Genomic DNA, 22,146 nt, shown 5'->3' with positions numbered 1-22,146 from the left:
GGGTGCCGTCGCAGCCATCGGGTGTGAGTCTCCTCGTTAGGGGGAAGGTAAGGGCGCAGCCGCATCCGGTCAAACATTGCCGCCGCGACCATCGGTCCGCCGGCGGTGGACCCGCTTCAACCCCTGCGCTACGACAACGCACCAAATGCGGCGACAGATTGGCGCCTTGGCCGGCAGGAGGCTCCTAACGAAATGGTGAGGGTCGCGTGAGCACGAAGTCCGACGACACGCATTTGCACGCCGTCCGGCCAGCGGCGTCCCGCCGCTCCGACGTGGCGCCCTTTCTGGCCATGGACGTGCTGCGGGACGCCCGGACGCTGGAGGCGGCGGGACGACGCATCCTGCATCTTGAGGTCGGCCAGCCGGGCGCGCCGACACCGGCCGGTGTTCGGCAGGCAGCCGAACGGGCACTGGCTGACGGTGCGATCGGCTATACGGAGGCGCTCGGCACCGCCGCCTTGCGGCACCGGATCGCGCGCCACTACGGCGAGGCCTATGGCCTTGACGTTGCTCCGGCGCGGGTCGTCGTGACGACAGGTTCGTCGGCCGGCTTCGTCCTCGCCTTCCTCGCCTGCTTCGATCCGGGCGGCCGGGTCGCGCTGGCGCGACCGGGCTATCCGGCATATCGCAACATCCTGCAGGCGCTCGACCTCGCAACCGTCTGGCTGGAGACCGACGCGACCACGCGCTGGGTCCCGACGCCGGCCCTGATCGAGCAGGCTGCTGCCGACCGGAAGCTGGATGGACTGCTCGTTGCCAGCCCCGCCAATCCAACCGGGACGGTGGTCCCGGCCGCCGGGCTCAGTGATCTCGTCGCGGCTGCGGCCGCTCTGGGCCTGTGGTTCATCTCCGACGAAATCTATCACGGCCTGACCTATGGCGAGCCGGCGGATACCGCGCTGCGCCACGATGGCGACGCCATCGTGATCAACAGCTTCTCCAAGTACTACTGCATGACAGGCTGGCGGATCGGCTGGATGGTGGTTCCGGAACGGCTGGTCCGGCCCATCGAGCGACTTGCTCAGAACCTCTACATCTCCGCGCCGGCGCTGTCCCAGGCCGCCGCCCTGGCCGCGTTCGATTGCACCGAGGAGCTTGAGGCCAACAAGGCCGTCTATGCGCGTAACCGCGACCTCCTGACATCGGCCTTGCCCCGGCTCGGTCTTGAGCGGGTGCTGCCCATGGACGGCGCCTTCTACGCCTATGTCGATGTCGCCGATTTCACCAACGATTCAAGCGAGTTCGCGGCGCGGATGCTGCACGAGGCAGGCATCGCCGCGACCCCTGGCCTGGATTTCGATGCCGAGCACGGGCGGCGCTACCTGCGCTTCTCCTTCGCCGGTGCGACGGCGGACATCGAGGAGGCGGTCGCACGGTTGGACCGCTGGCTGAAGCGGTAACGGCGGGACCTCAGTCCCGCCGCAATCCGTCTACGACTGGCCGAACAACCGTCGGCGCTGCCACCAGCCCTTTCGGCGCTCGGCGGCTTCGCCCGCCTGCCGTGTCGCGGCGTCCGCGGTCGATTCAACGGCGACTGTGCCCGCAGGCACAGCAGGCTCCTGCTTCTCTGCATCCGCCGCAGCAGGTGCCGGCTGGCCTTCCTCAGAGGCCGCAGGCTCGGCGGCCTCTGTCGCCTCGCCGACCGACGCGGGGACCTCTGCCGATTCACCGAGCGGCTCGGCGGCCGGAGTTTCGGTAACGCTATCCGGTCCGGCCTCGGCCGGCTCCTCGACGACCTTCTTGCGCCGGCGGCGCGGCTTCTTTGGCGCGTCGTCGGCTGCCTCGGTCTCCTCCACTGCCGGGTCGGCAGCAGCAGCCGGTGCGGCATCAGCCGCACCCGTCATCATCGCATCGTCCGAGACCGGTTCCATCGGTTCGGTCGTTGCCATCGCCCCGAACGCATCTGTCGGTCCGCTCGCCTCAACGATCGCGCTGTCCTGCACGACGAACGCCTCGGCGGTGCCGACATCCTGCCCGGCCGGCGCCGGGGCTTCGGAGTCGCGGCGATGGCGGCGCCCGCCGCGACGGCCGCGCCGCCGGCGGCGTTGGCCGCCCTCCTCGCCGCTGGCGCGCTCCTCGCCGTCACCACCGTCGGATTCCTCGCCGGGCGGCGAGTCGGTGTCTGCGGTCTCGGTCGATCCTTCGGCGACCGACTTGCGCGCATCGGCCTCTGCGCCTTCGCCGGTCCCGCCGCGCCGGCGCCGGCGTCGCCTGCGCCGACGGCCGGCACCGTCTTCGCGAACCTCTTCGCGCTCCCGCGCGGCCTGGCGCTCGGCCCGGTTCTCCTCCGCATCCTCCTCGGCCTCGACATCCGCTTCCGCGTCGTCAGGCTCGACCGAGACGGGGCGCACCACGGCATCCGGATGTGGTCGGGGCCGGGCAGGCTCGCCCTTCTCCAGCTTGAACACGACGCCCCCGAGGCTGTCGTCGGCATTGATGGTAATGACGACCGAGAACCGGGCCTCGAGATCCGCAAGATGCCCGCGCTTCTGATTGAGAACATAGAGCGCCACGTCGCTGCGGGTCCGGACGGTGATGTCGGTCGGCCGACCCTTCAGCAGTTCGTGTTCAATCGAGCGCAACAGGTGCAGCGCGACCGACTCGACCGAGCGGATCCGACCGGTGCCTGCGCAGTGGGGGCAGGGTTGCATCGAACCTTCGAGGATTCCGGCACGGATGCGCTGGCGCGACATCTCGAGCAGGCCGAAATGGCTGATCCGGCCGACCTGGATGCGCGCCCGGTCGTGTCGCAGCGCCTCCTTGAGGCGGCGCTCCACCGCGCGGTTGTTGCGCTTCTCCTCCATGTCGATGAAGTCGATGACGATCAGCCCGGCCAGATCCCGAAGCCGGAGCTGTCGCGCCACCTCGTCGGCTGCCTCGAGATTGGTCTTGAGCGCGGTGTCCTCGATATTGTGTTCGCGCGTCGAACGGCCCGAGTTGACGTCGATGGAGACGAGCGCTTCGGTTTGGTTGAGGACGATGTAGCCGCCAGACTTGAGCGTCACCACCGGCGAGAACATCGCGTCGAGCTGGTTCTCGATGCCGTGGCGCGCGAAGATCGGTTCGGTCTCGCGATACGGCTGCACATTCTTGGCATGGCTGGGCATCAGCATGCGCATGAAATCCTTGGCCTCGCGATAGGCATTGTCGCCGGCGACGAGAACCTGGTCGATGTCCTTCGTGTAGAGGTCGCGGATCGCCCGCTTGACCAGGCTGCCCTCCTCGTAGACGAGCGTCGGCGCGATCGACTTCAGTGTCAGCTCGCGGACATTCTCCCAGAGCCGCAGGAGGTACTCGAAGTCGCGCTTGATCTCGGCCTTGGTCCGCGAGGCGCCGGCGGTGCGCAGGATCACGCCCATCCCCTCGGGCACGTCCAGATCGCCGGCCACCTCCTTCAGGCGCTTCCGGTCTGCGGCGTTGGTGATCTTGCGGGAGATGCCGCCGCCGCGGGCAGTGTTGGGCATCAGCACCGAATAGCGGCCGGCGAGCGACAGGTAGGTGGTCAGGGCAGCGCCCTTGTTGCCGCGCTCCTCCTTCACGACCTGCACCAGCAGGATCTGCCGCTTCTTGATGACTTCCTGGATCTTGTAGCTGCGGCGCGGCCGGGCCTTGCGCACCGGCAGTTCCTCGAGCGCGTCGTCACCGCCGATCGACTCGACCGTCTCGTCGCCAGCTGCGGCGACCTCGACGACGCTGCCACCGCCCTCGACGGCGCCGCTGCCATCATCGGCGGATCCATCCTCGGCGATTTCAACCGCCGAGCTATCCGTCTCGGCGGACGACTGATCCTCGGCGGCCTCGGCGGCCGCCTCTTCGGCATCTTCCGCCTCGTCCTCCTCGATCAGCGCGCGCCGATCAGCGTAGGGGATCTGATAGTAATCGGGATGGATTTCGCTGAAGGCGAGGAATCCGTGGCGGTTGCCGCCGTAGTCGACGAAGGCGGCCTGCAGCGAGGGCTCTACGCGGGTGACCTTGGCCAGATAGATGTTGCCGCGAAGCTGCTTGCGGGCAGCCGCCTCGAAATCGAACTCCTCGACCTTACCGTCGCGTACCACCACGACCCGGGTCTCTTCCGGGTGGGTGGCATCGATGAGCATTTTTGCTGGCATGTTGTGGACTCTGATGTCGGTCGGACGACGCGCAGCCGTCCGGCTGCCTGAACGGCAACCAGGTCCGCGCGTCCCAGGGATGGGCTTCCGGCAACCTCGATCGGGCCGGAAACGGCGATGCGGAATGGCGGGGAGGGCTGGTCAGAGCATGGCGTGCGAGCCGGTCCGCACGTTCTTGCGACTTTGGCCGGCAGCTCGTCCACACCCAGCATCCGCAACTCTCAATGGACCGCCGGGAGCGGCGGTCGGTTCAATCTGCTCGCCCCACCATCGACCCGCGGCGCCGGCGGCGACACGGACGTGTCGTCAGCTGGGCGGCCCGCGCAAACCGGTCGCGCTGCGGCGGCATTCGTCCCTCGGCGGAGGATTTGGCGGCAAGGTCCAAGCGCAAGGGCGACCGGACGCTCGGCGCCGTGGCGGTCATGGAAGGGTAACGGTCCATGCGGGCGGTCACCCGTCCGACCCATGTTCGTGCTCGAGGCCGAGGACGCGAATACGAAACTTTCGCGCTTTTAATGCGTCACGCTCGCCTTTGGCAAGCATTGTGTTCCGGCGGCAACAGCTCCCAAGATTGCCGGAAATTCATCAAGGTCTGGTTAACCCAAAGGCTTTAATCGACGGGGGGAGTCCGCCATAGTTGCGCCGAGAACCGGGGTAGGAGCGGGGGCCGCTGGCCGGTGAATCTTCCAGTCCGCAATCTCGTCGTCGTCCTCGTCGCGGCACTGCTGGTCGCCGTTTCGCCCGGTGCCGTGAGCGCCTCCGGCGACGGTGCGTCGGCGCGCTCCGCACCGGTCACCGCATTGCAGTCGCGCATTGCCGGTGACGACAAGCGGACCCGATTCGTCGTCGACGTCGACAGCGAGGTGGTATTCGGGGTCTTCACGCTCGCCGATCCGTACCGTGTCATCCTTGATCTACCGGAGACGGTATTCCGTCTCGCGCCCGAGGAAGGGCGCGAAGGCAGGGGGCTGGTCGCTGCCTACCGGTTCGGCCTCATCGGGCCGGGCAAGTCGCGAATCGTGCTCGACACGAACGGCCCGGTCAAGGTGGACAAGGCCTTCGTCGTTGCCGCGGTCGACGATCAACCCGCCCGCATCGTCGTCGATCTGGTCGCCACCTCCCGGGAGGAATTCCTCGCCGCGCTCGCGCTCGAGCCGGCGCGTCCGCGCGTTGGCCGCACCGCTCCCTCGAACGGCATCCTCGAGGCCGTCCGTCCCGGTGCGGGACCGCAGGCACGCGAGATCGTCGTCGTCATTGATCCGGGGCATGGAGGCATCGATTCGGGTGCGCGCAGCAAGAACGGCACGCTTGAGAAGGACGTCGTCCTGGCGTTCTCCAAGCAACTGCGGTCGGCGCTGAGTGCCGGGGGGCGATTCCGGGTGGAAATGACGCGAACGGACGATGTCTTCGTTCCGCTCGCCGAGCGCGTGGCGTTCGCACGGTCCAGGGAAGCCTCGCTGTTCATTTCCGTCCACGCGGATTCGGTCGCCGCCGGTGGCGTGAGCGGCGCGACGGTCTACACGTTGTCGGAGCGCGCCTCCGATGCGGTCGCAGCCGCGCTGGCCGAGCAGGAGAACCGCTCCGACGTGATCGCCGGCGTCGATCTTTCAGGCGAGACCGACGACGTTGCCGACATTCTGATCGACTTGGTCCAGCGCGAGACGAAGAACTATGCGGTGTTCTTCGCGCGCACGCTCGTCGACAAGCTCAAGGCGCATACAGGTGTGGTGAAGAATCCGCACCGTTCGGCCGGCTTCAAGGTGCTGCGGGCGCACGACGTCCCCTCGGTGCTGCTGGAGCTCGGCTACCTGACCAATTCCGACGACGAGAAGCACCTCACCGACAGCGAGTGGCAGCAGCGCATCGCGCGCTCCGTCGCCGAGGCGGTTTCGAGCTATTTCGGCGAGAATCACGCCCGCGCGCCGTTCTGAACACGCGGCAGGGGCAGGGTCGGTCACAATTTGGCCAAGGCCCTGCCGTTCATCGGTACCAGGGACGATTTGATCAGCCGGGGGTTCCGCGCTATGAGCACGCCAGGATCTTGTCGGCTGGCGGGCCGGGCGCCCGTTCCGCCGCATGCAGGTGGGGCCAGGTCGGACACCATCGGGCGACGAATGGCGCTGGCGAAGTCATGCTGCTGAGATTTCTGGGTTTCCTGTTCACGCTGGGCGTCATTCTGTTCGTCGTTGTCTCGGCGGCGGTTGCCTATGTTCTCTGGCAAGTGTCCGAGGATCTGCCCGACTATGCGAGCCTTCGCGAGTACGAGCCGCCGGTGATGACCCGCGTGCACGCCGCCGACGGCCAGCTCGTCGCCGAGTACGCCAAGGAGCGTCGGCTTTTCATTCCGATCCAGGCGGTTCCCAGCACCGTCATCAATGCCTTCCTGTCGGCCGAGGACAAGAATTTCTACAGCCACTTCGGCCTTGACCTTGTGGGCATCGGCCGCGCCGCGCTGGAGAACATCGAGGCACTGCTGTCGAACTCGAACCGCAGCCTGGTCGGTGGGTCGTCGATCACCCAGCAGGTCGCCAAGAACTTCCTGCTGACCAACGAGAAGTCCTACGAGCGCAAGATCAAGGAAGCGCTGCTGGCCCTGAAGATCGAGAACGCCTTCACCAAGGACCAGATCCTCGAGCTCTATCTCAACGAGATCTATCTGGGCGTGGGCGCCTATGGAATTGCCGCGGCAGCGCTCATCTATTTCGACAAGTCGGTAGACGCACTGACGATCCCGGAAGCGGCCTATCTGGCGGCGCTGCCGAAGGCGCCGAACAACTATCATCCGTTCCGCGAGCCCGAGCGGGCCCTGGAGCGCCGCAACTGGGTCATCGACCGGATGGAGGAGAACGGCTTCATCACTGCGGACCAGGCGATCGAGGCGCGTAACACCCCCATCGAGGTGAAGCTGCGCCCGACCGGGCCGCGCCTGCAGGCGGCGGATTACTTCGTCGAGGATGTCCGGCGCACGCTGTATCAGCTTTACGGTGAGTCCGGGCTCTACGAGGGCGGCCTGTCGGTCCGCTCGACCCTCGATCCCAAGCTGCAGGTGCTGGCCCGCCGGGTACTGGTCAAGGGGCTGGTCGACTACGATCGCAAGCGCGGCTGGCGCGGCCCGATCGAGACAGTCGAGCTCAGCGGGGACTGGGGGCTTGCCGTCGGCAAGATCGAGCCGCTCTATGATGTCGCGCCGTGGCGTCTGGCGGTGGTCCTGAAGACCGACGATGAGGGGGCAGTCATCGGTCTGCGCCCCGACAAGCTGCCCTCCGGTCGGTTCAGCGAGGATCGCAAGGTCGGCCGTATTCCGACCGACAAGCTGACATGGGCGCGGTGGGCCGTCGGTCCCGAGAAGGGCAAGCCGATCAAGTCGGCCGCGCAGGTGCTGAAACCTGGCGATGTTGTATACGTCTCGCCGGTCGGCGACAGCGCGAGCGAGTTCGACCTCCAGCAGGTTCCCAAGATCAGCGGCGCGATCGTGGCGATGGACACCCATACCGGCCGTGTCCTCGCGCTTGTCGGCGGCTTCAGCTTCGCCGAAAGCGAGTTCAACCGCGCAACACAGGCGATGCGGCAACCCGGATCCGCCTTCAAGCCCTTCGTCTACGCGGCCGCGCTCGACAACGGCTATTCTCCGTCCAGCGTCGTGCTCGACGCGCCCATCGAGATCGTCTCCGGCGGAAAGATCTGGCGTCCGCAGAACTACGGTCGCAAGTTCTACGGTCCCTCGACCCTCCGTCGCGGCATCGAGCTGTCGCGCAACGTCATGACGGTGCGTCTCGCCCAGGACATGGGCATGCCGCTGATCAGGGAATATGCGAGGCGGTTCGGCATCTATGACGACATGCTGCCCTATCTGCCGATGGCGCTCGGCGCCGGCGAGACCACCGTGCTGCGCATGACGGCGGCCTATGCCACCATCGCCAATGGCGGCCGCAAGATCACCCCGACATTGATTGACCGCATCCAGGACCGTTACGGCCGGACCATCTACAAGCATGACCAGCGCATCTGCGAGGGCTGCACGGCCCAGGCCTGGACCGGCCAGGACGAGCCGCAGCTGATCGACAACCGCGAACAGGTGCTGGACCCGTATACGGACTATCAGATGATCTCGATGCTCGAGGGAGTCGTGCAACGGGGTACCGCGACCGTCGTCCGCGAGGTCGAGAAGCCGCTCGCCGGCAAGACCGGTACCACCAATGACGAGAAGGATGCCTGGTTCGTCGGGTTCTCGCCCGATCTGGCCGTAGGCGTCTATGTCGGCTACGATCAGCCGCAGCCGCTCGGCCGCGGCATGACGGGTGGCCAGCTGGCGGCGCCGATCTTCAGGGATTTCATGAAGGAGGCGCTTGCAGACAAGCCGGCGATTCCCTTCCGCGTGCCGCCCGGCATCCAGCTGGTGCGCATCAATCCGGCCACAGGGTTGCGGGCCGGTCCGAACGAGACCAACGTAATTCTGGAGGCGTTCAAGCCCGGCCAGGTTCCGCCTGACAGCTATTCCGTGATCGGATATCAGGATCAGTTCGGGCAGCCGACCGCCGTGACCCCGGAAGCCGATCGTGCGGTTCGCACCGGAACCGGCGGCCTGTACTGACGCCGCATCGACCCGTAAACGGAAACCTGACACATGCGTGCAGAACATCAGCAGCTGGTCGACGAGATTCGTCAGTCGATCAGCCTGCTAAGGAGGCATCTTTGACTGGGACAACGCGCTCGCACGGCTGGAGGAGCTGAACCACCGCGCCGAGGATCCGTCGCTGTGGGAGAACGCCGAGATGGCGCAGGCGCTGATGCGCGAGCGTCAGCAGCTCCAGGACGCGACCGACGTCGTGGCGCGGATTGAGGGCGAGCTCGCCGACACGATCGGCCTGATCGAGCTTGCCGAGGCGGAGGACGAGGCGTCCGTCCTCGCTGATGCGGAATCCGCACTGCGCGAGCTGCATCGCGAGGCGCAGAAGCGCCAGATTGAATCGCTCCTCTCCGGCGAGGCCGATCGCAACGACACCTATCTCGAAGTGCATGCCGGCGCCGGTGGTACCGAAAGTCAGGACTGGGCAGCGATGCTGCTCAGGATGTACAGCCGCTGGGCAGCAGCGCACGGCTACAAGGTGGAGGAAATCGGCTACAATGAGGGGGAAGAGGCCGGTATCCGCTCGGCGACCCTGCTCATCAAGGGGCCGAACGCCTACGGATGGCTGAAGACTGAATCCGGCGTCCACCGGCTGGTACGGATTTCGCCGTTCGATTCGAGCGCCCGCCGCCACACCAGCTTCGCATCGGTCTGGGTCTATCCGGTCATCGACGATTCGATCGAGATCGACATCAAGGAGTCGGACGTCCGGGTCGATACCTACCGCTCCTCAGGCGCCGGCGGCCAGCACGTCAACACCACCGACTCGGCCGTGCGCCTGACGCACATTCCCAGCGGTATTGTCGTCGCCTGCCAGAATGAGCGCTCGCAGCACAAGAATCGCGCCACCGCCTGGGCGATGCTGCGATCGCGACTGTATGAGCTCGAACTGCAGAAGCGCGAGGAGAAGGCGCAGGCGGAAGCTGCCTCGAAGACCGACATCGGATGGGGGCACCAGATCCGATCCTACGTGCTGCAACCCTATCAGCTGGTCAAGGATCTGCGCACGGGCGTCGAGAGCACCAATCCCCAGGCGGTCTTGGACGGCGATCTCGACATGTTCATGGAAGCTTCGCTCGCCCAGCGGGTCAATGCCCGGGAAGCCGCCACCGCCTGAGCGCGGCCGCTGGCTCAGAAGCCTGGCGGCAGCAGCTCGGCGGCGGCTAGATAGTCCATCGGGTCGCGCACGGTGCCGAGCAGCCGGGTCTCGAAATGGAGGTGTGGCCCGGTGCTTCTGCCGGTGCTACCGACCCTGCCGACGATGTCGCCAGGCGCGACATTGTCGCCCGCTTTCACCAGAATGCTGCTGAGGTGGCTGTAGCGCGTGGAATAGCCGTTACCATGGTCGATCTCGACCATGTTGCCATAACCGCCGCTGTATTCTGCGATCTCCACCGTTCCGCCGGCGGCGGCCAGGACCGGATCGCCCGGTTCGCTGCGAAAGTCGACGCCGGTATGGAGTGCCGGGCGGCCCAGGAACGGGTCGATGCGGGTGCCGAAGCCGCTGGTAATCTCGGCTTCTCCCGGAAGCGGAAGGCGCACGGGCAATCTGGAGACCTGGAAGCGGAGTTTGTCGAGGCGGTCGAGACCGGCTTCAAGGCGCCTCAGCTCCATGTCCGGCGCCCCCCGCACCACCACCGAATCGCGCAATTCGATCAGCGGTCCGCCCATGCCGGGAGCAGCGGGGGAACTTCCGCGCGAGCCCACCGAATTCATCACCTGCTCGAGACGGCTGTTGAGAGCCTCGACCGACGCAGCGAGCGTCGCGACGATCTCGCCCTGTACCGCGTCAACATGGTTCATCGAAGCCTCGATCGCTGCCATCGGACCGTCCCCAAGCGCCTTTGTCACCACCAGGGGACGGCTGGGTGCGTCCGGCGCGGCCGCGGTATTCCGTGAGGGGATGGTGCCATCGAGCGGTGCCGGGCGATCCTGGCGGTACGACGTCATCAACGGGCTGGCGACGCCGGCGTCGGCAAAGTTGGCCGTTGTCTGCGGGGCAGACGGAACGGCCAGAGTCACCTTGCGCTGGCGGGCGGCCTCGATCAGCGCGGCGATCCGGTGCTGGCGCTCCTCGAGTTCCTGCTGGCGCCGCAGCACCGCCGCGAGGCGCGATTCGAATGCCTGCTGGTCGAGATACTGGCGGGTGTTGATCTCGTCGATCTGGCGTCGGAGATGGGCGATCCGGTCCTCGTAGGACCGCTCCACCGCTACCCGGTGCTCAAGCGCCGTCGCGAGGATCTCGTCATGGAAGGCGATGTAGGCGGTTGCGCCGACAAGCCACACCAATACGGCGCAAAGGCCGGCGAGGCACGCCCAGCCGGCCCAGTGGGGCAGGGTGAGCGCACGCACCCGTTCGCCTCGCGCGAGGATGATCCTGTGCGGCTGGGCGCGGCGGCCGAAAGCGGAGGGTGGCGTCTGCATCGTCCGAGCGGCGGTTGATCACGATCGTCGGCCGCCATTCTCGAAGGATTAGGGTTAACGAACTGCCAATTGGACGCCCGGACCCTGCTGGTGCGAGCGTCGGCCAGACGTGCCTCATGGGCCGCCGGAACGCCAATCCGTCCGAAATTGCCTGGGCCGGAGGGGTGGTCAAGGCGCAAAGTGCCTGACTGCCTCGAGGACCTCGGCCGCATGGCCAGGCACCTTGACGTTTCTCCAGACCCGCCGGATCACACCCTCGCCGTCGATCAGGAAGGTCGAGCGTTCGACGCCCATGTACTTTCGCCCGTACATGGATTTTTCCTTCCACACCCCGTAGGCCTGAAGCGTCGTCGTTTCCGGATCCGAGGCAAGTGCAATGTCGAGGCCATGCTTCGTGCGGAACTTGTCATGCGACGTCGCCGGATCGGGAGACATGCCGATGATCGTCGCACCGGCTGCCTCGAACTGCTCGCGCAACTCCTGGAAATCAAGCGCTTCCCGGGTGCAGCCGCTGGTGTCGTCCTTGGGATAGAAGTAGAGCACCAGTACACGGCCCTTGAAATCCGCGAGCCGCAACCGGCCACCGCCGGCGGCCGGCAGGTCGAAGTCCGGGGCGCGCTCGCCGATCTCGGGGCCGGATGAAGCCGCGTCTGCCTGCTTGACCATTGGTCTGCCTTCCTTTCGTCCGTATTGTTGGATCACAACGCCACCGGGGAATCGGTGGTGCCGCTAATGTCCCGTGTACGAATAGTACGGTTTTGCGGATTGTTGTGCCGGCCGATCGAACGCGCCGCCGCTAGCCTGCCTAGCATTCGGGGTCGCGCGACGCGTCGAATGTGAATCCTGGGATCTGATGGAATCCAGCACCCGATCCACTGCGGATGGCAAGCAGTACCTCCAGCGCGCGGCGGTCGCGGGACTGGCACGAATCCGACTGATTGCGGCACGCCGCCGACTCTGGCTGCGCGTCGGGCAGGGATTCGCGGCGGTGGCGCTGCTGGCCGTCGTGGCGCTCGTTCTGCTCATGGTCAGACTTTCCGACAGTCCGCTGTCGGTTGCCTTCCTGACGCCGCGAATCGCCGATGCCGTGCAGCAGCAACTGCCAGTCGGCTATCGCGTGACGATCGAGGATACGGTCATCGAGCGCGACCGCGATACGCTCGATCTTGTCCTGAGGTTGCGAGATGTCGCGGTGACCGGGCCGGACGGCAATGCCGTGTTTGCCGCGCCGCGGGCTGCAATCGGGCTTTCAGGCCTCGCGCTGGTCACCGGGCGGATCGCGCCGAGCAGCGTCTGGTTGATCCGGCCGCGGATGAATCTCCGGCAGGTCGATGGCAGTCTGCGCTTCCAGACGGCCTCGCCCGACGCCGAGACAGCCGCGGGTCTTTCACAGCCGCCGCGCTCCGCGCCCCTGGTTGCTCCGGTAGAGGCATTCGCCGTCCTGTTCGCGCTGCTCGGCGCCGAGAACCGCCAGGGCCTGTCCAGGTTCGGTGTCCGCAATGCCCGAGTGAGCGTATTCGATGAGGCGGGCAGTCGGCATGACATCGACAATGTCGAGCTCGTGGTCTCGCGCAGTGACCGGGAGGGAGAGATCGCATTCGCGGTCGGAATCGGTGACGGAGCCGGCATGCCGAGCTTCGAGGGGTCGGCGCGGCGCTCGCTCGGCGGGGGCGTGATCCTGTCCGGGGGAATACGCAACCTCGCGATCGCCGATCTCGAGCCGCTGCTGCCGAAGCAGCTGCCCTTCGTGATGACCAGTCCGATCTCTGCCGACTTCTCGCTGACCATCGGTGTCGACGGCGCCCTCGACTGGCTGTCGAGCGAGGTGCTGATCGGAGCTGGTCATGTCGGGATCGGCGAGCATCGTTTTCTGATCGACGAGGCCGATATCGCCGTCGACTGGCGGTATTCGACGGGCACCATCATCATCCGGCCGTCGCGGCTGCTGGCGGGGGAGACCGGATTTCGCCTAACCGGGCAGATCGCCGTGCCGGAGCGAGGCGATTTCAGCTATGGCACCATCCCCCTCAAGCTCGATTTCTCGGATATCTCGATCGCCGATCCGAATGGCGATCTGCCGAGCAGCTACAATTCCATCACGCTCGAGGGGTTTCTCGTCCCCGACCAGCGTGTCCTGCATGTGTCCCGTCTGGATCTGATCAGCGGACAGACGGCCGGTTCATTCGTGGGCTTTGTCGGCGGCCGCGGCGAGAGCCCCGGCGTTAAGCTGGCCGGCTCGGTAACGGACATGACCGTCGACACGCTCAAATCGGCCTGGCCCGCGGTCCTGGCACCCAAGGCGCGGCGCTGGGCCGTGCGCAATCTCCTGTCGGGCGACATCCTCGATGCCCGGATCAATGTCGACATAAAGCCGGAGGAGATCGCCTCGGCGCTGCGCGGTGTGCCGCTGCCGCAAGGCGCCTTCGACCTGTCGTTCCGAGCGCGTGACGTGTCGTTTCGGTATCTGGGTGATCTTCCTCCGATGGTCGGGGTTGCGGCCACGGGCCGCGTCGATGGCCAGCGGTTCGACATTCGCCTCACCTCCGAGGCGCGGATCGAGCTTCCTCAAAGCGGCGTCCTTCGCGTGGCCGCCGGCCGCTTCGAGGTCCCCGACATTCCCTCCCATCCCTCGACCGGGATCGTCGATTTGAAGCTCGAAGGCAAGCTGAGCGATGCACTCGTGCTGCTCGATCAGCCGCCGATCGATTTCGCCGCCTCGCGCGGCATGAATGTCGATGACTTCGAGGGCAACGGCCGGTTCGACATCCACATGACGATACCATTCATCGACGATCTGCGCTTCCCGGACATCGAGCTGCAGGTTGAGGGTCGGATCGAGGACTTCGCCGCGAACAACTTCGCCGGTGCCCGTCGCGTCACCGACGGTGACGTCGATCTGCGAATTGAGGATGGCCGGATCTCCATCGCCGGCACTGCCGAACTCGACGGCGTGCGTGCCGCCGTTGCCGTCGACGACCCGCTGCTGCCCGGTGGGGAGCCCGGCGCCCGATCCGTGACGATGACGCTCGACGAGGCTGCCCGGCGCCGGCTCGGTCTTCCGCTCGACGAGATCCTGTCCGGTCCGATCGTCGCGACGGTCTCCGATGTCCGGGCGACCGCCGACGGCACCTCCCAGCACATTCATGCCGACCTCACGCGGGCCCGTATCGGGTTCGCGGCCCTTGGGGTGGAGAAGCCTGCCGGCGAGCAGGCCACGGCCGAGTTCGTGTTGGCGCAGACCAGCAACGCGGTCCGTCTGACCAATCTGAAGCTCGTCTCGAGCTCGCTGCAGGTTGAGGGATCGGCCGAGTTCGAGAAGGGCGGCGGACTCTCGCGCATCAACCTGCCGGTGCTCCGGTCGGCGCGAGGCACCGACATCTCGGTTGATGGTCGGACCGTGAACGGGGTCCGGAACGTGTCCCTGACCGGCAAGTCGATCGATCTTCGCGGGGCGCTCGTGAACCAGCGAAGTGGCGCTGGCGGCGCCGAGGTCGGCGGCAGCGGGATGCGGATCGACATCGACGTGGAGCGGGCGATCGGAGCGGGTGGCGTCACCCTCACCAACCTGTCGGGGACGATCTCGCGCACCGGCGGACGTATCGCGCGCCTCGAACTCTCGGCTTCCGGCGAGGGGGGTGCGCCGATCAGTCTGCGCCATTCCGACGACGGAACAAATGCCGATCTCAGCGTGGAAAGTGCCGATGCGGGGACCACGCTGGCCTGGAGTGGTATCTATGCGAACATGCGGGGTGGCCGGTTGCGGCTCGCGGCAGCGCGTCGCGGCGCCAACGCGTCCATGGCGGGGACCATCGACGTCGACCGCTTCCGGATCGCCAACGATCCCTCGCTTGCCCACCTGATCGAAGGCGGCGAGCAGCAGTCGCGGGGACGTCCCGATTCCGCGACGGTGACCACCTCACCGCAGCAGGGTCTTAACGTTTCGGATGTCGGGTTTGACCGGTTCTCCGCCTCGTTCCAGCGCATTGGCCCGACGATCTTGGTCAGCGACGGCGTGCTGCGCGGAGTTGCTGTCGGCGCCACCGTCGAAGGCTCGCTCGACCTCGCGGCCAAGCGCCTGGCGATCCATGGCACCTATGTGCCACTCTACGCATTGAACAACCTGTTCGGCCAGTTGCCGCTCTTCCTCGGGCCACTGCTCGGCGGCAAGCCCAACGAAGGCCTGCTCGGCATCACCTATTCGATATCGGGCACGATGGACGCGCCGGTTCTGACCATCAATCCGATCTCGGTCGTGGCGCCAGGCGTGTTCCGCTACATCTTCGGCATGGACAATCCGCGCGCCGCCGTACCGCGCACGGCGACCGATGCGATCGAGCCGCTGCAGCGCTGAGGGCTCAGCGTGGTCTGAGCAGCACGTGTCTCTTGCGCCCGAACGAAAGCTTGATCACGCCCTGCGCCGTCACGTCTGCGGCGCGCAGCAATGCGGCAGGGTCGGTTACGGGATTGTCGTTGACGCGCAGCGCGCCGTTGGCGACGGCCCTGCGGGCCTCGCCGTTGGAGGTGACAAGGCCGGCGCGGACGAAGGCAGTCAGCACGCCGATGCCCTCGTCTAGCTCGCCGCCGGAAATCTCGACCGTAGGCAGCGTCTCGGCGAGCGTGCCTTCCTCGAACGTCTTGCGCGCCGTCTCGGCGGCTGCCTCGGCGGCGGCGCGGCCGTGCAGCAACGCCGTCGCCTCGTTCGCCAGCACCTTCTTCGCCTCATTGATCTCTGCGCCCCGCAGCGCCTCGAGCCGGGCGATCTCGTCCAGCGGCAGGTCGGTGAACAGCCTCAGGAAGCGGCCGACGTCGCCATCCTCCGTGTTGCGCCAGAACTGCCAGTAGTCCCAGGGGCTGAGCATGTCGGCCTTGAGCCAGACGGCGCCGGCGGCGGTCTTGCCCATCTTGGCACCCGACGCGGTGGTGATGAGCGGACAGGTCAGCGCATAGAGCTGCGGCGTGCCCATGCGTCGGCCGAGATCGATGCCGTTGATGATGTTGCCCCACTGATCGGATCCGCCCATCTGCAGCACGCAGCCGTAGCGCCGGTTCAGCTCCACGAAGTCGTAAGCCTGTAGGATCATGTAGTTGAACTCGAGGAAAGACAGTTCCGACTCGCGATCCAGCCTCAGCTTCACGGAATCGAAGCTGAGCATCCGGTTGACGGAGAAGTGCCGGCCGACCTCGCGCAGGAAGTCGATGTAGTTGAGCGGCGCGAGCCATTCGGCATTGTCCGACATGATCGCGGCGTTCGCGCCCTCGTACGCGACGAAGCGCGAGAACACCTCCTTCAGGCTCTGCTTGTTGGCCTCGATCTGCTCGTAGGTGAGCAGCTTGCGCATCTCGTCCTTGCCGGACGGGTCGCCGACGCGGGTCGTGCCGCCACCCATCAGCGTGATCGGTGTATGCCCCGTCTTCTGGAACCAGCGCAGCATCATGATCGACAGCAGGTGCCCGACATGCAGCGACGGCCCGGTGCAGTCGTAGCCGACATAGGCGACGAGGGAGCCCTCGTGCGCCTTGGCATCGAGCCCGTCCGCATCAGAACATTGATGGATGTAACCGCGCTCGGACAGAACGTGCAGGAAATCGGACTTGAAACCGCTCATCGCGTGGTATCCAGACTGCGGTCGCGGCCAGCCATCGCCAGCCGGCGACCTCGATTGGAATGGCGGCACCCTCTAGCAGAGGCATGGGCGTGACGAAAGCGCTGACGGCGATCGGTCTGATGAGTGGCACGTCGATGGACGGTGTCGATGCAGCCGTCCTCGTCACGGATGGAGAGACGATAGCAGCCTATGGCGCGCTGGCGGAACGACCATACGTGCCGGCCGAGCGCGCCGTCCTGCGCGAGGCGCTCGTCGCAGCGCGCGCCATCGCCGACCGCTCCGATCGGGCGGGCGTGCTCGCGGAAGCGGAGCGCATGGTCACGGCCGCCCATGCGGAGGCTGTCGAGGCGCTCTTCGTCGCTGCGGGACTGTCGGCCGCGGATGTGGATGTCGTTGGGTTCCATGGCCAGACGGTGCTGCACCGGCCCGAGCAGCGCCTGACCGTGCAGATCGGCGACGCGGCGGCGCTCGCCGATCGGCTCCGCATTCCCGTCGTCTACGATTTCAGGGCGGCCGACGTTGCCGCGGGCGGTCAGGGCGCGCCACTCGTGCCCGCCTATCACCGCGCGATCGCCCGTCGTCACGGCTGGAGGCTGCCGGTGGCGATCCTCAACCTGGGTGGCGTCGGCAATGTCACCTTCGTTGGAGAGGGCGATCCTGTCGCTTTCGACACCGGGCCGGGCAATGCGCTGATCGACGACTGGGTGATGCAGCGGGCCGGCATCGCCTTCGACGAGGACGGCCGCATCGCGGCCGCTGGCCAGGTCGACACGGTGGCGTTGGCGACGTTGATGGACGACGCCTATTTCGACCGGCCGCCGCCGAAGTCACTCGATCGCAACGACTTTCCGCTCGGGGCGGTCTCCGCGCTGTCGCTTGAGGACGGTGCGGCGACGCTGGCTGCCTTCACGGCGGCATCCGTGGCCGCAGCCGAACGCTGGTTTCCGGCGCCGGTCCGCCGCTGGATCGTCGCCGGTGGCGGTGCCCGCAATCAGACGCTGCTCGCGATGCTGAGCGCACGGCTGTCGGCGCCCGTCACGACCGCCGACGCTGCCGGCTTGTCGGCGTCCCATATCGAGGCCCAAGCCTTCGCCTATCTCGCCGTGCGCTCGCTGAAGGGCCTGCCGCTCAGCTACCCGACGACGACGGGCGTGCCGAAGGCGATGACGGGCGGGGTCGTGGCGAGGGCAGTCGCATCGGGGCGCTGATCGATCGGGAAGGGTCCGGATGCCCAGGGGTGCTGGCTCGGGTCCGGCAGGGGCTTCGGGGCAGACAGCAGGCGCGCGGCGTGGTGCCATCTGCGCACAGCTGAAAGGTGTGTCCGAGCCCGCAGCCCGTCTGATTCCGCCCTCTCGACGCCGATCCCACACATGCCCGGGCTTGACCCGGGCATCTCGCTGGGTTTGGGGGGCTGCGACAGCGGGTGCGGCCCGCCGCTCAGGCGGCGTCGTCTTCCTTCGCGGCAGCGGCCAGCCGCCTGTCGAGGTAACTGCCGCAGATCGCCATCAGTTCGTCGACCTTGTTCTCGAAGAAGTGGTTGGCGCCCTCGACGATCTGCTGGTCGATGACGATTCCCTTTTGCGTCTTGAGCTTCTCCACCAGCGTCTGGATGTCGGACGGCGGCACGACGCGATCGGCGGAGCCGTGAACGATCAGCCCCGATGAGGGGCAGGGCGCGAGGAACGAGAAGTCGTAGAGATTGGGTTGCGGTGCGATCGAGATGAAGCCTTCGACCTCGGGACGTCGCATCAGCAGCTGCATGCCGATCCAGGAACCGAACGAGAAGCCGGCGATCCAGCAGGCCCGCGCGTCGGGATTGAGGCCCTGAACCCAGTCCAGCGCGGCGGCGGCGTCCGATAGCTCACCCTGGCCGTGGTCGAAGGTTCCCTGGCTGCGCCCAACCCCGCGGAAGTTGAAGCGCAGCACGGCAAAGCCGCGTTCGGCGAACATGTAATAGAGCTGGTAGGCGATCTGATTATTCATCGTCCCGCCGAACTGCGGGTGCGGATGCAGGATGAGCGCAATCCGCGAGTGCCGGGTCTTCGGCGGCTGATATCTGCCTTCGATGCGACCGGCTGGTCCCGTGAAGATTACTTCCGGCATGAGACGGACCGTCCTCTGTTGTCGTTGCGCAGGAAGGCCATCGCCGAGGACGAAGACTCTGCGCCGCCGCGGACCTGAGCGCGCGGACGCATTCTTGACACCCGCGCGACGCCCTCCTACAACAGTTTAGAACACTTCGAAAGTGGGTGACGCGGCCCGGGCTTTCGCCGCAGCGGCGCAAACACTGCGCGTTTCCCGGACAGACATCACATATCTTGTGTCGGACGCAAGAGTTCAAGACACGAGGTTCCTGTCGGCAAGAGGAGCCAGCGACAGGTGGGGACGACGGCCTACCTGGATTTCAACGCGACTGCGCCGGTCCGGCCCGCGGTGGCCGAGGCCATGGCCGCAGCGATGCGCATTTCGGGTAATGCGTCCTCGGTGCATGCCGCCGGGCGCGAGGCGCGTCGGCTGATCGAGGAGGCGCGTGCGGCCGTGGCCGGGTTGGTCGGCGCCGACCCGGCCAATGTCGTCTTCACCAGCGGCGGTACCGAGGCCGCGGCCCTGGCGCTTGCGCCACGTGCTCCGGGCGACCGGCTGCTCGTCTCCGCCGTCGAGCATCCCTGCGTCCTGGCCGGTGGCCGCTTCGCCCCGGACCATGTCGAGACGATCCCGGTAGATGGCGATGGCGTCATCGATCTGGAGTGGCTCGAGCGGCGCCTCGCGACGACGCCGGTGCCGGCGATGGTGTCGGTCATGGCCGCCAACAACGAGACGGGCGTTCTTCAGCCGGTCGCCGAGGCAGCGCGACTCGCCCATGCCGCCGGCGCCTTGGTACATTGCGATGCCGTGCAGGCGGCCGGTCGGACAGGAACGGACCTCGAGTCGCTCGGGGTCGACCTCCTCAGCCTGTCGGCCCACAAGCTGGGCGGGCCGCAGGGTGTCGGCGCGCTCGTGCGTCGCACGCGGTCGGTTCCGGTCGTGCCGCTCTGGGGTGGCGGCGGGCAGGAGCGCTCGCTCAGAACGGGCACCGAGCCGGTTCCGGCGATTGCGGGTTTCGGCGCGGCGGCCCGACTTGCGGCCGCAGACGTGTCTGGTGAGGACAAGATCTGCGAGCTGAGGGACTGGTTCGAGCGGTCGTTGCGCACTATCTCGCCCTCTGCGGTCATCTTCGCTTCCGGGCGGGCGAGACTGGCGAATACCAGTTGCTTTGCGGTTCCCGGTATTGCCGCCGAGAGTGCGATGATCGCGCTAGATCTGGACGGTGTGTGCGTCAGTTCTGGATCGGCCTGCTCGTCCGGGAAGGTCGGGCGCTCGCACGTGCTTGCCGCCATGGGGGTGTCGCCGGACCTTGCCTCCGGCGCGATCCGCATGAGCCTCGGCTGGTCCAGCACGCGCGAGGACGTCGAACGCCTCCTGAAGGCGTGGCGGAGACTCGAGGAGAGATTTGCCGGACGCCGGCAGGCCAGTGTCGTCGCGGCATGAGCGAAACCCACGGCCCTTGAAGCCGTGAGCGAAGGAGCAATGAATGCCAGCAGTTCGCGAGACGATCGAGCAGGTTCGCGAGATCGACGTCGATAGGTACAAGTACGGCTTCTTTACCGAGATCGAGTCGGAGAAGGCGCCGAAGGGACTGAACGAGGACATCGTCCGGTTCATCTCCGCCAAGAAGGGCGAGCCCGACTGGATGCTCGACTGGCGCCTCGATGCCTATCGGCGCTGGCGCACGATGACCGAGCCGACCTGGGCGCGGGTCAGCTATCCTAAGATCGACTTCGATGACCTCTACTATTACGCCGCGCCGAAGACCGCTAAGGCGCCGAAGAGCCTCGACGAGGTCGATCCGCAGCTTCTCGAGACCTACGCCAAGCTCGGCATTCCGCTCAAGGAACAGGCGGTGCTGGCCGGCGTCGAGGGCGCGCGGGTCGCCGTCGACGCAGTGTTCGACTCCGTCTCGGTGGTGACGACCTTCCGCGAGGAACTCGCCCGGCACGGCGTCATATTCTGCTCGATCTCCGAAGCGCTGCGCGAGCATCCGGATCTGGTGCGCAAATATCTTGGATCGGTTGTGCCGACGAGCGACAACTTCTATGCCACGCTCAATTCCGCGGTGTTCTCCGACGGATCGTTCGTCTACGTGCCGCCGGGCGTGCGCTGCCCGATGGAACTGTCCACCTATTTCCGCATCAACGAGAGGCAGACCGGCCAGTTCGAGCGTACGCTGATCATCGCCGACAAGGGCGCCTATGTGAGCTATCTCGAAGGCTGCACGGCGCCGATGCGCGACGAGAATCAGCTGCATGCTGCTGTCGTCGAACTGGTCGCGCTGGATGACGCCGAGATAAAGTATTCGACCGTGCAAAACTGGTATCCGGGCGACAAGGACGGGAAGGGCGGAATCTACAACTTCGTCACCAAGCGTGGCGATTGCCGCGGCCGCAACTCGAAGATCTCCTGGACGCAGGTCGAGACCGGGTCGGCGATCACCTGGAAGTACCCGAGCTGCATCCTGAGGGGCGACAATTCGCGTGGGGAATTCTATTCGATCGCCATTTCCAACGGTCACCAGCAGGTCGATTCCGGCACCAAGATGATCCATCTCGGCCGCAATACCTCGAGCCGGATCATCTCGAAGGGCATCGCTGCAGGGCAGTCCAACAACACCTATCGCGGCCTGGTCTCGGCGCACGCCAGGGCGACCGGGGCGCGCAACTTTACCCAGTGCGACTCGCTGCTGATCGGCAACCGCTGCGGCGCCCACACCGTGCCCTATATCGAATCGAAGAACGCCACGGCGGTGTTCGAGCACGAGGCGACCACCTCGAAGATCTCCGACGACCAGATGTTCTACTGCATGCAGCGCGGTCTGTCGGAAGAGGAGGCGGTGGCGTTGATCGTCAACGGATTCGTCCGCGACGTCCTGCAACAGCTGCCGATGGAGTTCATGGTCGAGACCCAGAAGCTGATCGGCATCAGCCTAGAGGGATCGGTGGGCTGACCGGAGGCGATGCAACGATGATCCTTCGCATCTGGCACGGCTACACCGCACCGGAGAATGGCGATGCCTACGAGACCCTGCTGAAGCGGGAGATCTTCCATGGCATCGAGCAGATGCACATCCCCGGCTTCAGGGGGATCGACCTGCTGCGCCGTTCGCTCGACGGTGAGGAGGAGTTCATCACCATCATGCGCTTCGAGACGCGCGACGACGTCAAGGCTTTCGTCGGCGAGGACTATGAATTGGCGTATGTCCCCGATGCAGCGCGCAAGCTCCTGAAGCGTTTCGACGCACGCTCTCAGCACTACGAGATGCGCGAGAGCCGCAGCTATTGAAGAA

The 22,146-nt window shown here is 66.3% G+C and carries 14 protein-coding genes; 9 read left to right on the top strand and 5 right to left on the bottom strand.

All coding sequences use genetic code 11. The features are described 5' to 3' along the window. Nucleotides 1–290: 290 nt before the first annotated feature. On the top strand, nt 291–1,400 hold the full coding sequence (locus tag EDC22_RS07845) for a pyridoxal phosphate-dependent aminotransferase (protein ID WP_132806345.1): 1,110 nt from the start codon (nt 291–293) through the stop codon (nt 1,398–1,400). 30 nt (nt 1,401–1,430) lie between these two features. Here EDC22_RS07845 and EDC22_RS07840 read toward each other — a convergent pair whose 3' ends face one another. Then, nucleotides 1,431–4,109 carry an Rne/Rng family ribonuclease gene (locus tag EDC22_RS07840; protein ID WP_132806089.1) on the bottom strand — a complete coding sequence of 893 codons (2,679 nt, stop codon included), beginning with the start codon at nt 4,107–4,109 and terminating at the stop codon, nt 1,431–1,433. A gap of 677 nt (nt 4,110–4,786) precedes the next feature. On the opposite strand from EDC22_RS07840, the gene EDC22_RS07835 reads away from it, so the two are divergent. The 3 genes from EDC22_RS07835 (at nt 4,787) to prfB (ending at nt 9,853) form a co-directional block, all read left to right on the top strand. Beyond that, nucleotides 4,787–6,040, top strand: coding sequence for an N-acetylmuramoyl-L-alanine amidase (locus EDC22_RS07835; RefSeq protein WP_132806088.1), 1,254 nt, complete (start codon nt 4,787–4,789; stop codon nt 6,038–6,040). 200 nt (nt 6,041–6,240) lie between these two features. Then, nucleotides 6,241–8,700 (top strand): penicillin-binding protein 1A, encoded by a 2,460-nt coding sequence (locus EDC22_RS07830; protein WP_132806087.1) that lies wholly within the window; start codon nt 6,241–6,243, stop codon nt 8,698–8,700. 33 nt (nt 8,701–8,733) lie between these two features. Continuing rightward, a protein-coding gene (gene prfB, locus EDC22_RS07825) for a peptide chain release factor 2 (RefSeq protein ID WP_132806086.1) occupies nt 8,734–9,853 on the top strand; the annotation gives its coding sequence in 2 pieces (ribosomal slippage) (nt 8,734–8,802 and nt 8,804–9,853; 1,119 coding nt in all). A 14-nt stretch (nt 9,854–9,867) separates the two neighbouring features. On the opposite strand, the gene EDC22_RS18215 is transcribed toward prfB, so the two are convergent. Further along, nucleotides 9,868–11,088, bottom strand: a complete 1,221-nt coding sequence (locus EDC22_RS18215; protein ID WP_132806085.1) for a M23 family metallopeptidase — start codon at nt 11,086–11,088, stop codon at nt 9,868–9,870. A gap of 240 nt (nt 11,089–11,328) precedes the next feature. After that, on the bottom strand, nt 11,329–11,826 hold the full coding sequence (locus EDC22_RS07815) for a peroxiredoxin (protein WP_132806084.1): 498 nt from the start codon (nt 11,824–11,826) through the stop codon (nt 11,329–11,331). 187 nt (nt 11,827–12,013) lie between these two features. On the opposite strand from EDC22_RS07815, the gene EDC22_RS07810 reads away from it, so the two are divergent. After that, nucleotides 12,014–15,511: a DUF3971 domain-containing protein gene (locus EDC22_RS07810; protein WP_132806083.1), complete on the top strand. Its 3,498-nt coding sequence runs from the start codon at nt 12,014–12,016 to the stop codon at nt 15,509–15,511. Nucleotides 15,512–15,515: 4 nt separating this feature from the next. Here EDC22_RS07810 and tyrS read toward each other — a convergent pair whose 3' ends face one another. Further along, on the bottom strand, nt 15,516–16,766 hold the full coding sequence (gene tyrS, locus EDC22_RS07805) for a tyrosine--tRNA ligase (RefSeq protein WP_132806082.1): 1,251 nt from the start codon (nt 16,764–16,766) through the stop codon (nt 15,516–15,518). Between the two features lie 83 nt (nt 16,767–16,849). Here tyrS and EDC22_RS07800 point away from each other — a divergent pair, with 83 nt between their 5' ends. Further along, nucleotides 16,850–17,974 (top strand): anhydro-N-acetylmuramic acid kinase, encoded by a 1,125-nt coding sequence (locus EDC22_RS07800; protein WP_132806081.1) that lies wholly within the window; start codon nt 16,850–16,852, stop codon nt 17,972–17,974. A 229-nt stretch (nt 17,975–18,203) separates the two neighbouring features. Here EDC22_RS07800 and EDC22_RS07795 read toward each other — a convergent pair whose 3' ends face one another. Beyond that, nucleotides 18,204–18,869 carry an alpha/beta hydrolase gene (locus EDC22_RS07795; protein WP_132806080.1) on the bottom strand — a complete coding sequence of 222 codons (666 nt, stop codon included), beginning with the start codon at nt 18,867–18,869 and terminating at the stop codon, nt 18,204–18,206. Between the two features lie 276 nt (nt 18,870–19,145). On the opposite strand from EDC22_RS07795, the gene EDC22_RS07790 reads away from it, so the two are divergent. Genes EDC22_RS07790 through EDC22_RS18075 form a run of 3 tightly spaced genes read left to right on the top strand, consistent with a single transcriptional unit; the run spans nt 19,146 to nt 22,142 of the window. Beyond that, the gene (locus EDC22_RS07790; protein WP_132806079.1) at nt 19,146–20,294 is read left to right on the top strand and encodes a cysteine desulfurase family protein; all 1,149 of its coding nucleotides are present in this window, start codon (nt 19,146–19,148) and stop codon (nt 20,292–20,294) included. A 43-nt stretch (nt 20,295–20,337) separates the two neighbouring features. Further along, nucleotides 20,338–21,807 carry a Fe-S cluster assembly protein SufB gene (gene sufB / locus EDC22_RS07785; RefSeq protein ID WP_132806078.1) on the top strand — a complete coding sequence of 490 codons (1,470 nt, stop codon included), beginning with the start codon at nt 20,338–20,340 and terminating at the stop codon, nt 21,805–21,807. Between the two features lie 17 nt (nt 21,808–21,824). After that, the gene (locus EDC22_RS18075; RefSeq protein WP_132806077.1) at nt 21,825–22,142 is read left to right on the top strand and encodes an antibiotic biosynthesis monooxygenase family protein; all 318 of its coding nucleotides are present in this window, start codon (nt 21,825–21,827) and stop codon (nt 22,140–22,142) included. The last annotated feature ends 4 nt before the right edge of the window (nt 22,143–22,146 follow it).

It is taken from the genome of Tepidamorphus gemmatus, assembly GCF_004346195.1.
Lineage (GTDB): Bacteria > Pseudomonadota > Alphaproteobacteria > Rhizobiales > Tepidamorphaceae > Tepidamorphus > Tepidamorphus gemmatus.
This window is presented reverse-complemented; position numbering and strand designations above follow the sequence as displayed.

Excerpts from the sequence above, each read along its gene's own strand:
- EDC22_RS07815 (WP_132806084.1), bottom strand. The coding sequence starts at position 11,826 with ATGGTCAAGCAGGCAGACGCGGCTTCATCCGGCCCCGAGATCGGCGAG.
- EDC22_RS07830 (WP_132806087.1), top strand. The coding sequence starts at position 6,241 with ATGCTGCTGAGATTTCTGGGTTTCCTGTTCACGCTGGGCGTCATTCTG.
- EDC22_RS07795 (WP_132806080.1), bottom strand. The coding sequence starts at position 18,869 with ATGCCGGAAGTAATCTTCACGGGACCAGCCGGTCGCATCGAAGGCAGA.
- sufB (WP_132806078.1), top strand. The coding sequence starts at position 20,338 with ATGCCAGCAGTTCGCGAGACGATCGAGCAGGTTCGCGAGATCGACGTC.
- EDC22_RS07840 (WP_132806089.1), bottom strand. The coding sequence starts at position 4,109 with ATGCCAGCAAAAATGCTCATCGATGCCACCCACCCGGAAGAGACCCGG.
- EDC22_RS18075 (WP_132806077.1), top strand. The coding sequence starts at position 21,825 with ATGATCCTTCGCATCTGGCACGGCTACACCGCACCGGAGAATGGCGAT.
- EDC22_RS07800 (WP_132806081.1), top strand. The coding sequence starts at position 16,850 with ATGGGCGTGACGAAAGCGCTGACGGCGATCGGTCTGATGAGTGGCACG.
- EDC22_RS07845 (WP_132806345.1), top strand. The coding sequence starts at position 291 with ATGGACGTGCTGCGGGACGCCCGGACGCTGGAGGCGGCGGGACGACGC.
- tyrS (WP_132806082.1), bottom strand. The coding sequence starts at position 16,766 with ATGAGCGGTTTCAAGTCCGATTTCCTGCACGTTCTGTCCGAGCGCGGT.
- EDC22_RS07810 (WP_132806083.1), top strand. The coding sequence starts at position 12,014 with ATGGAATCCAGCACCCGATCCACTGCGGATGGCAAGCAGTACCTCCAG.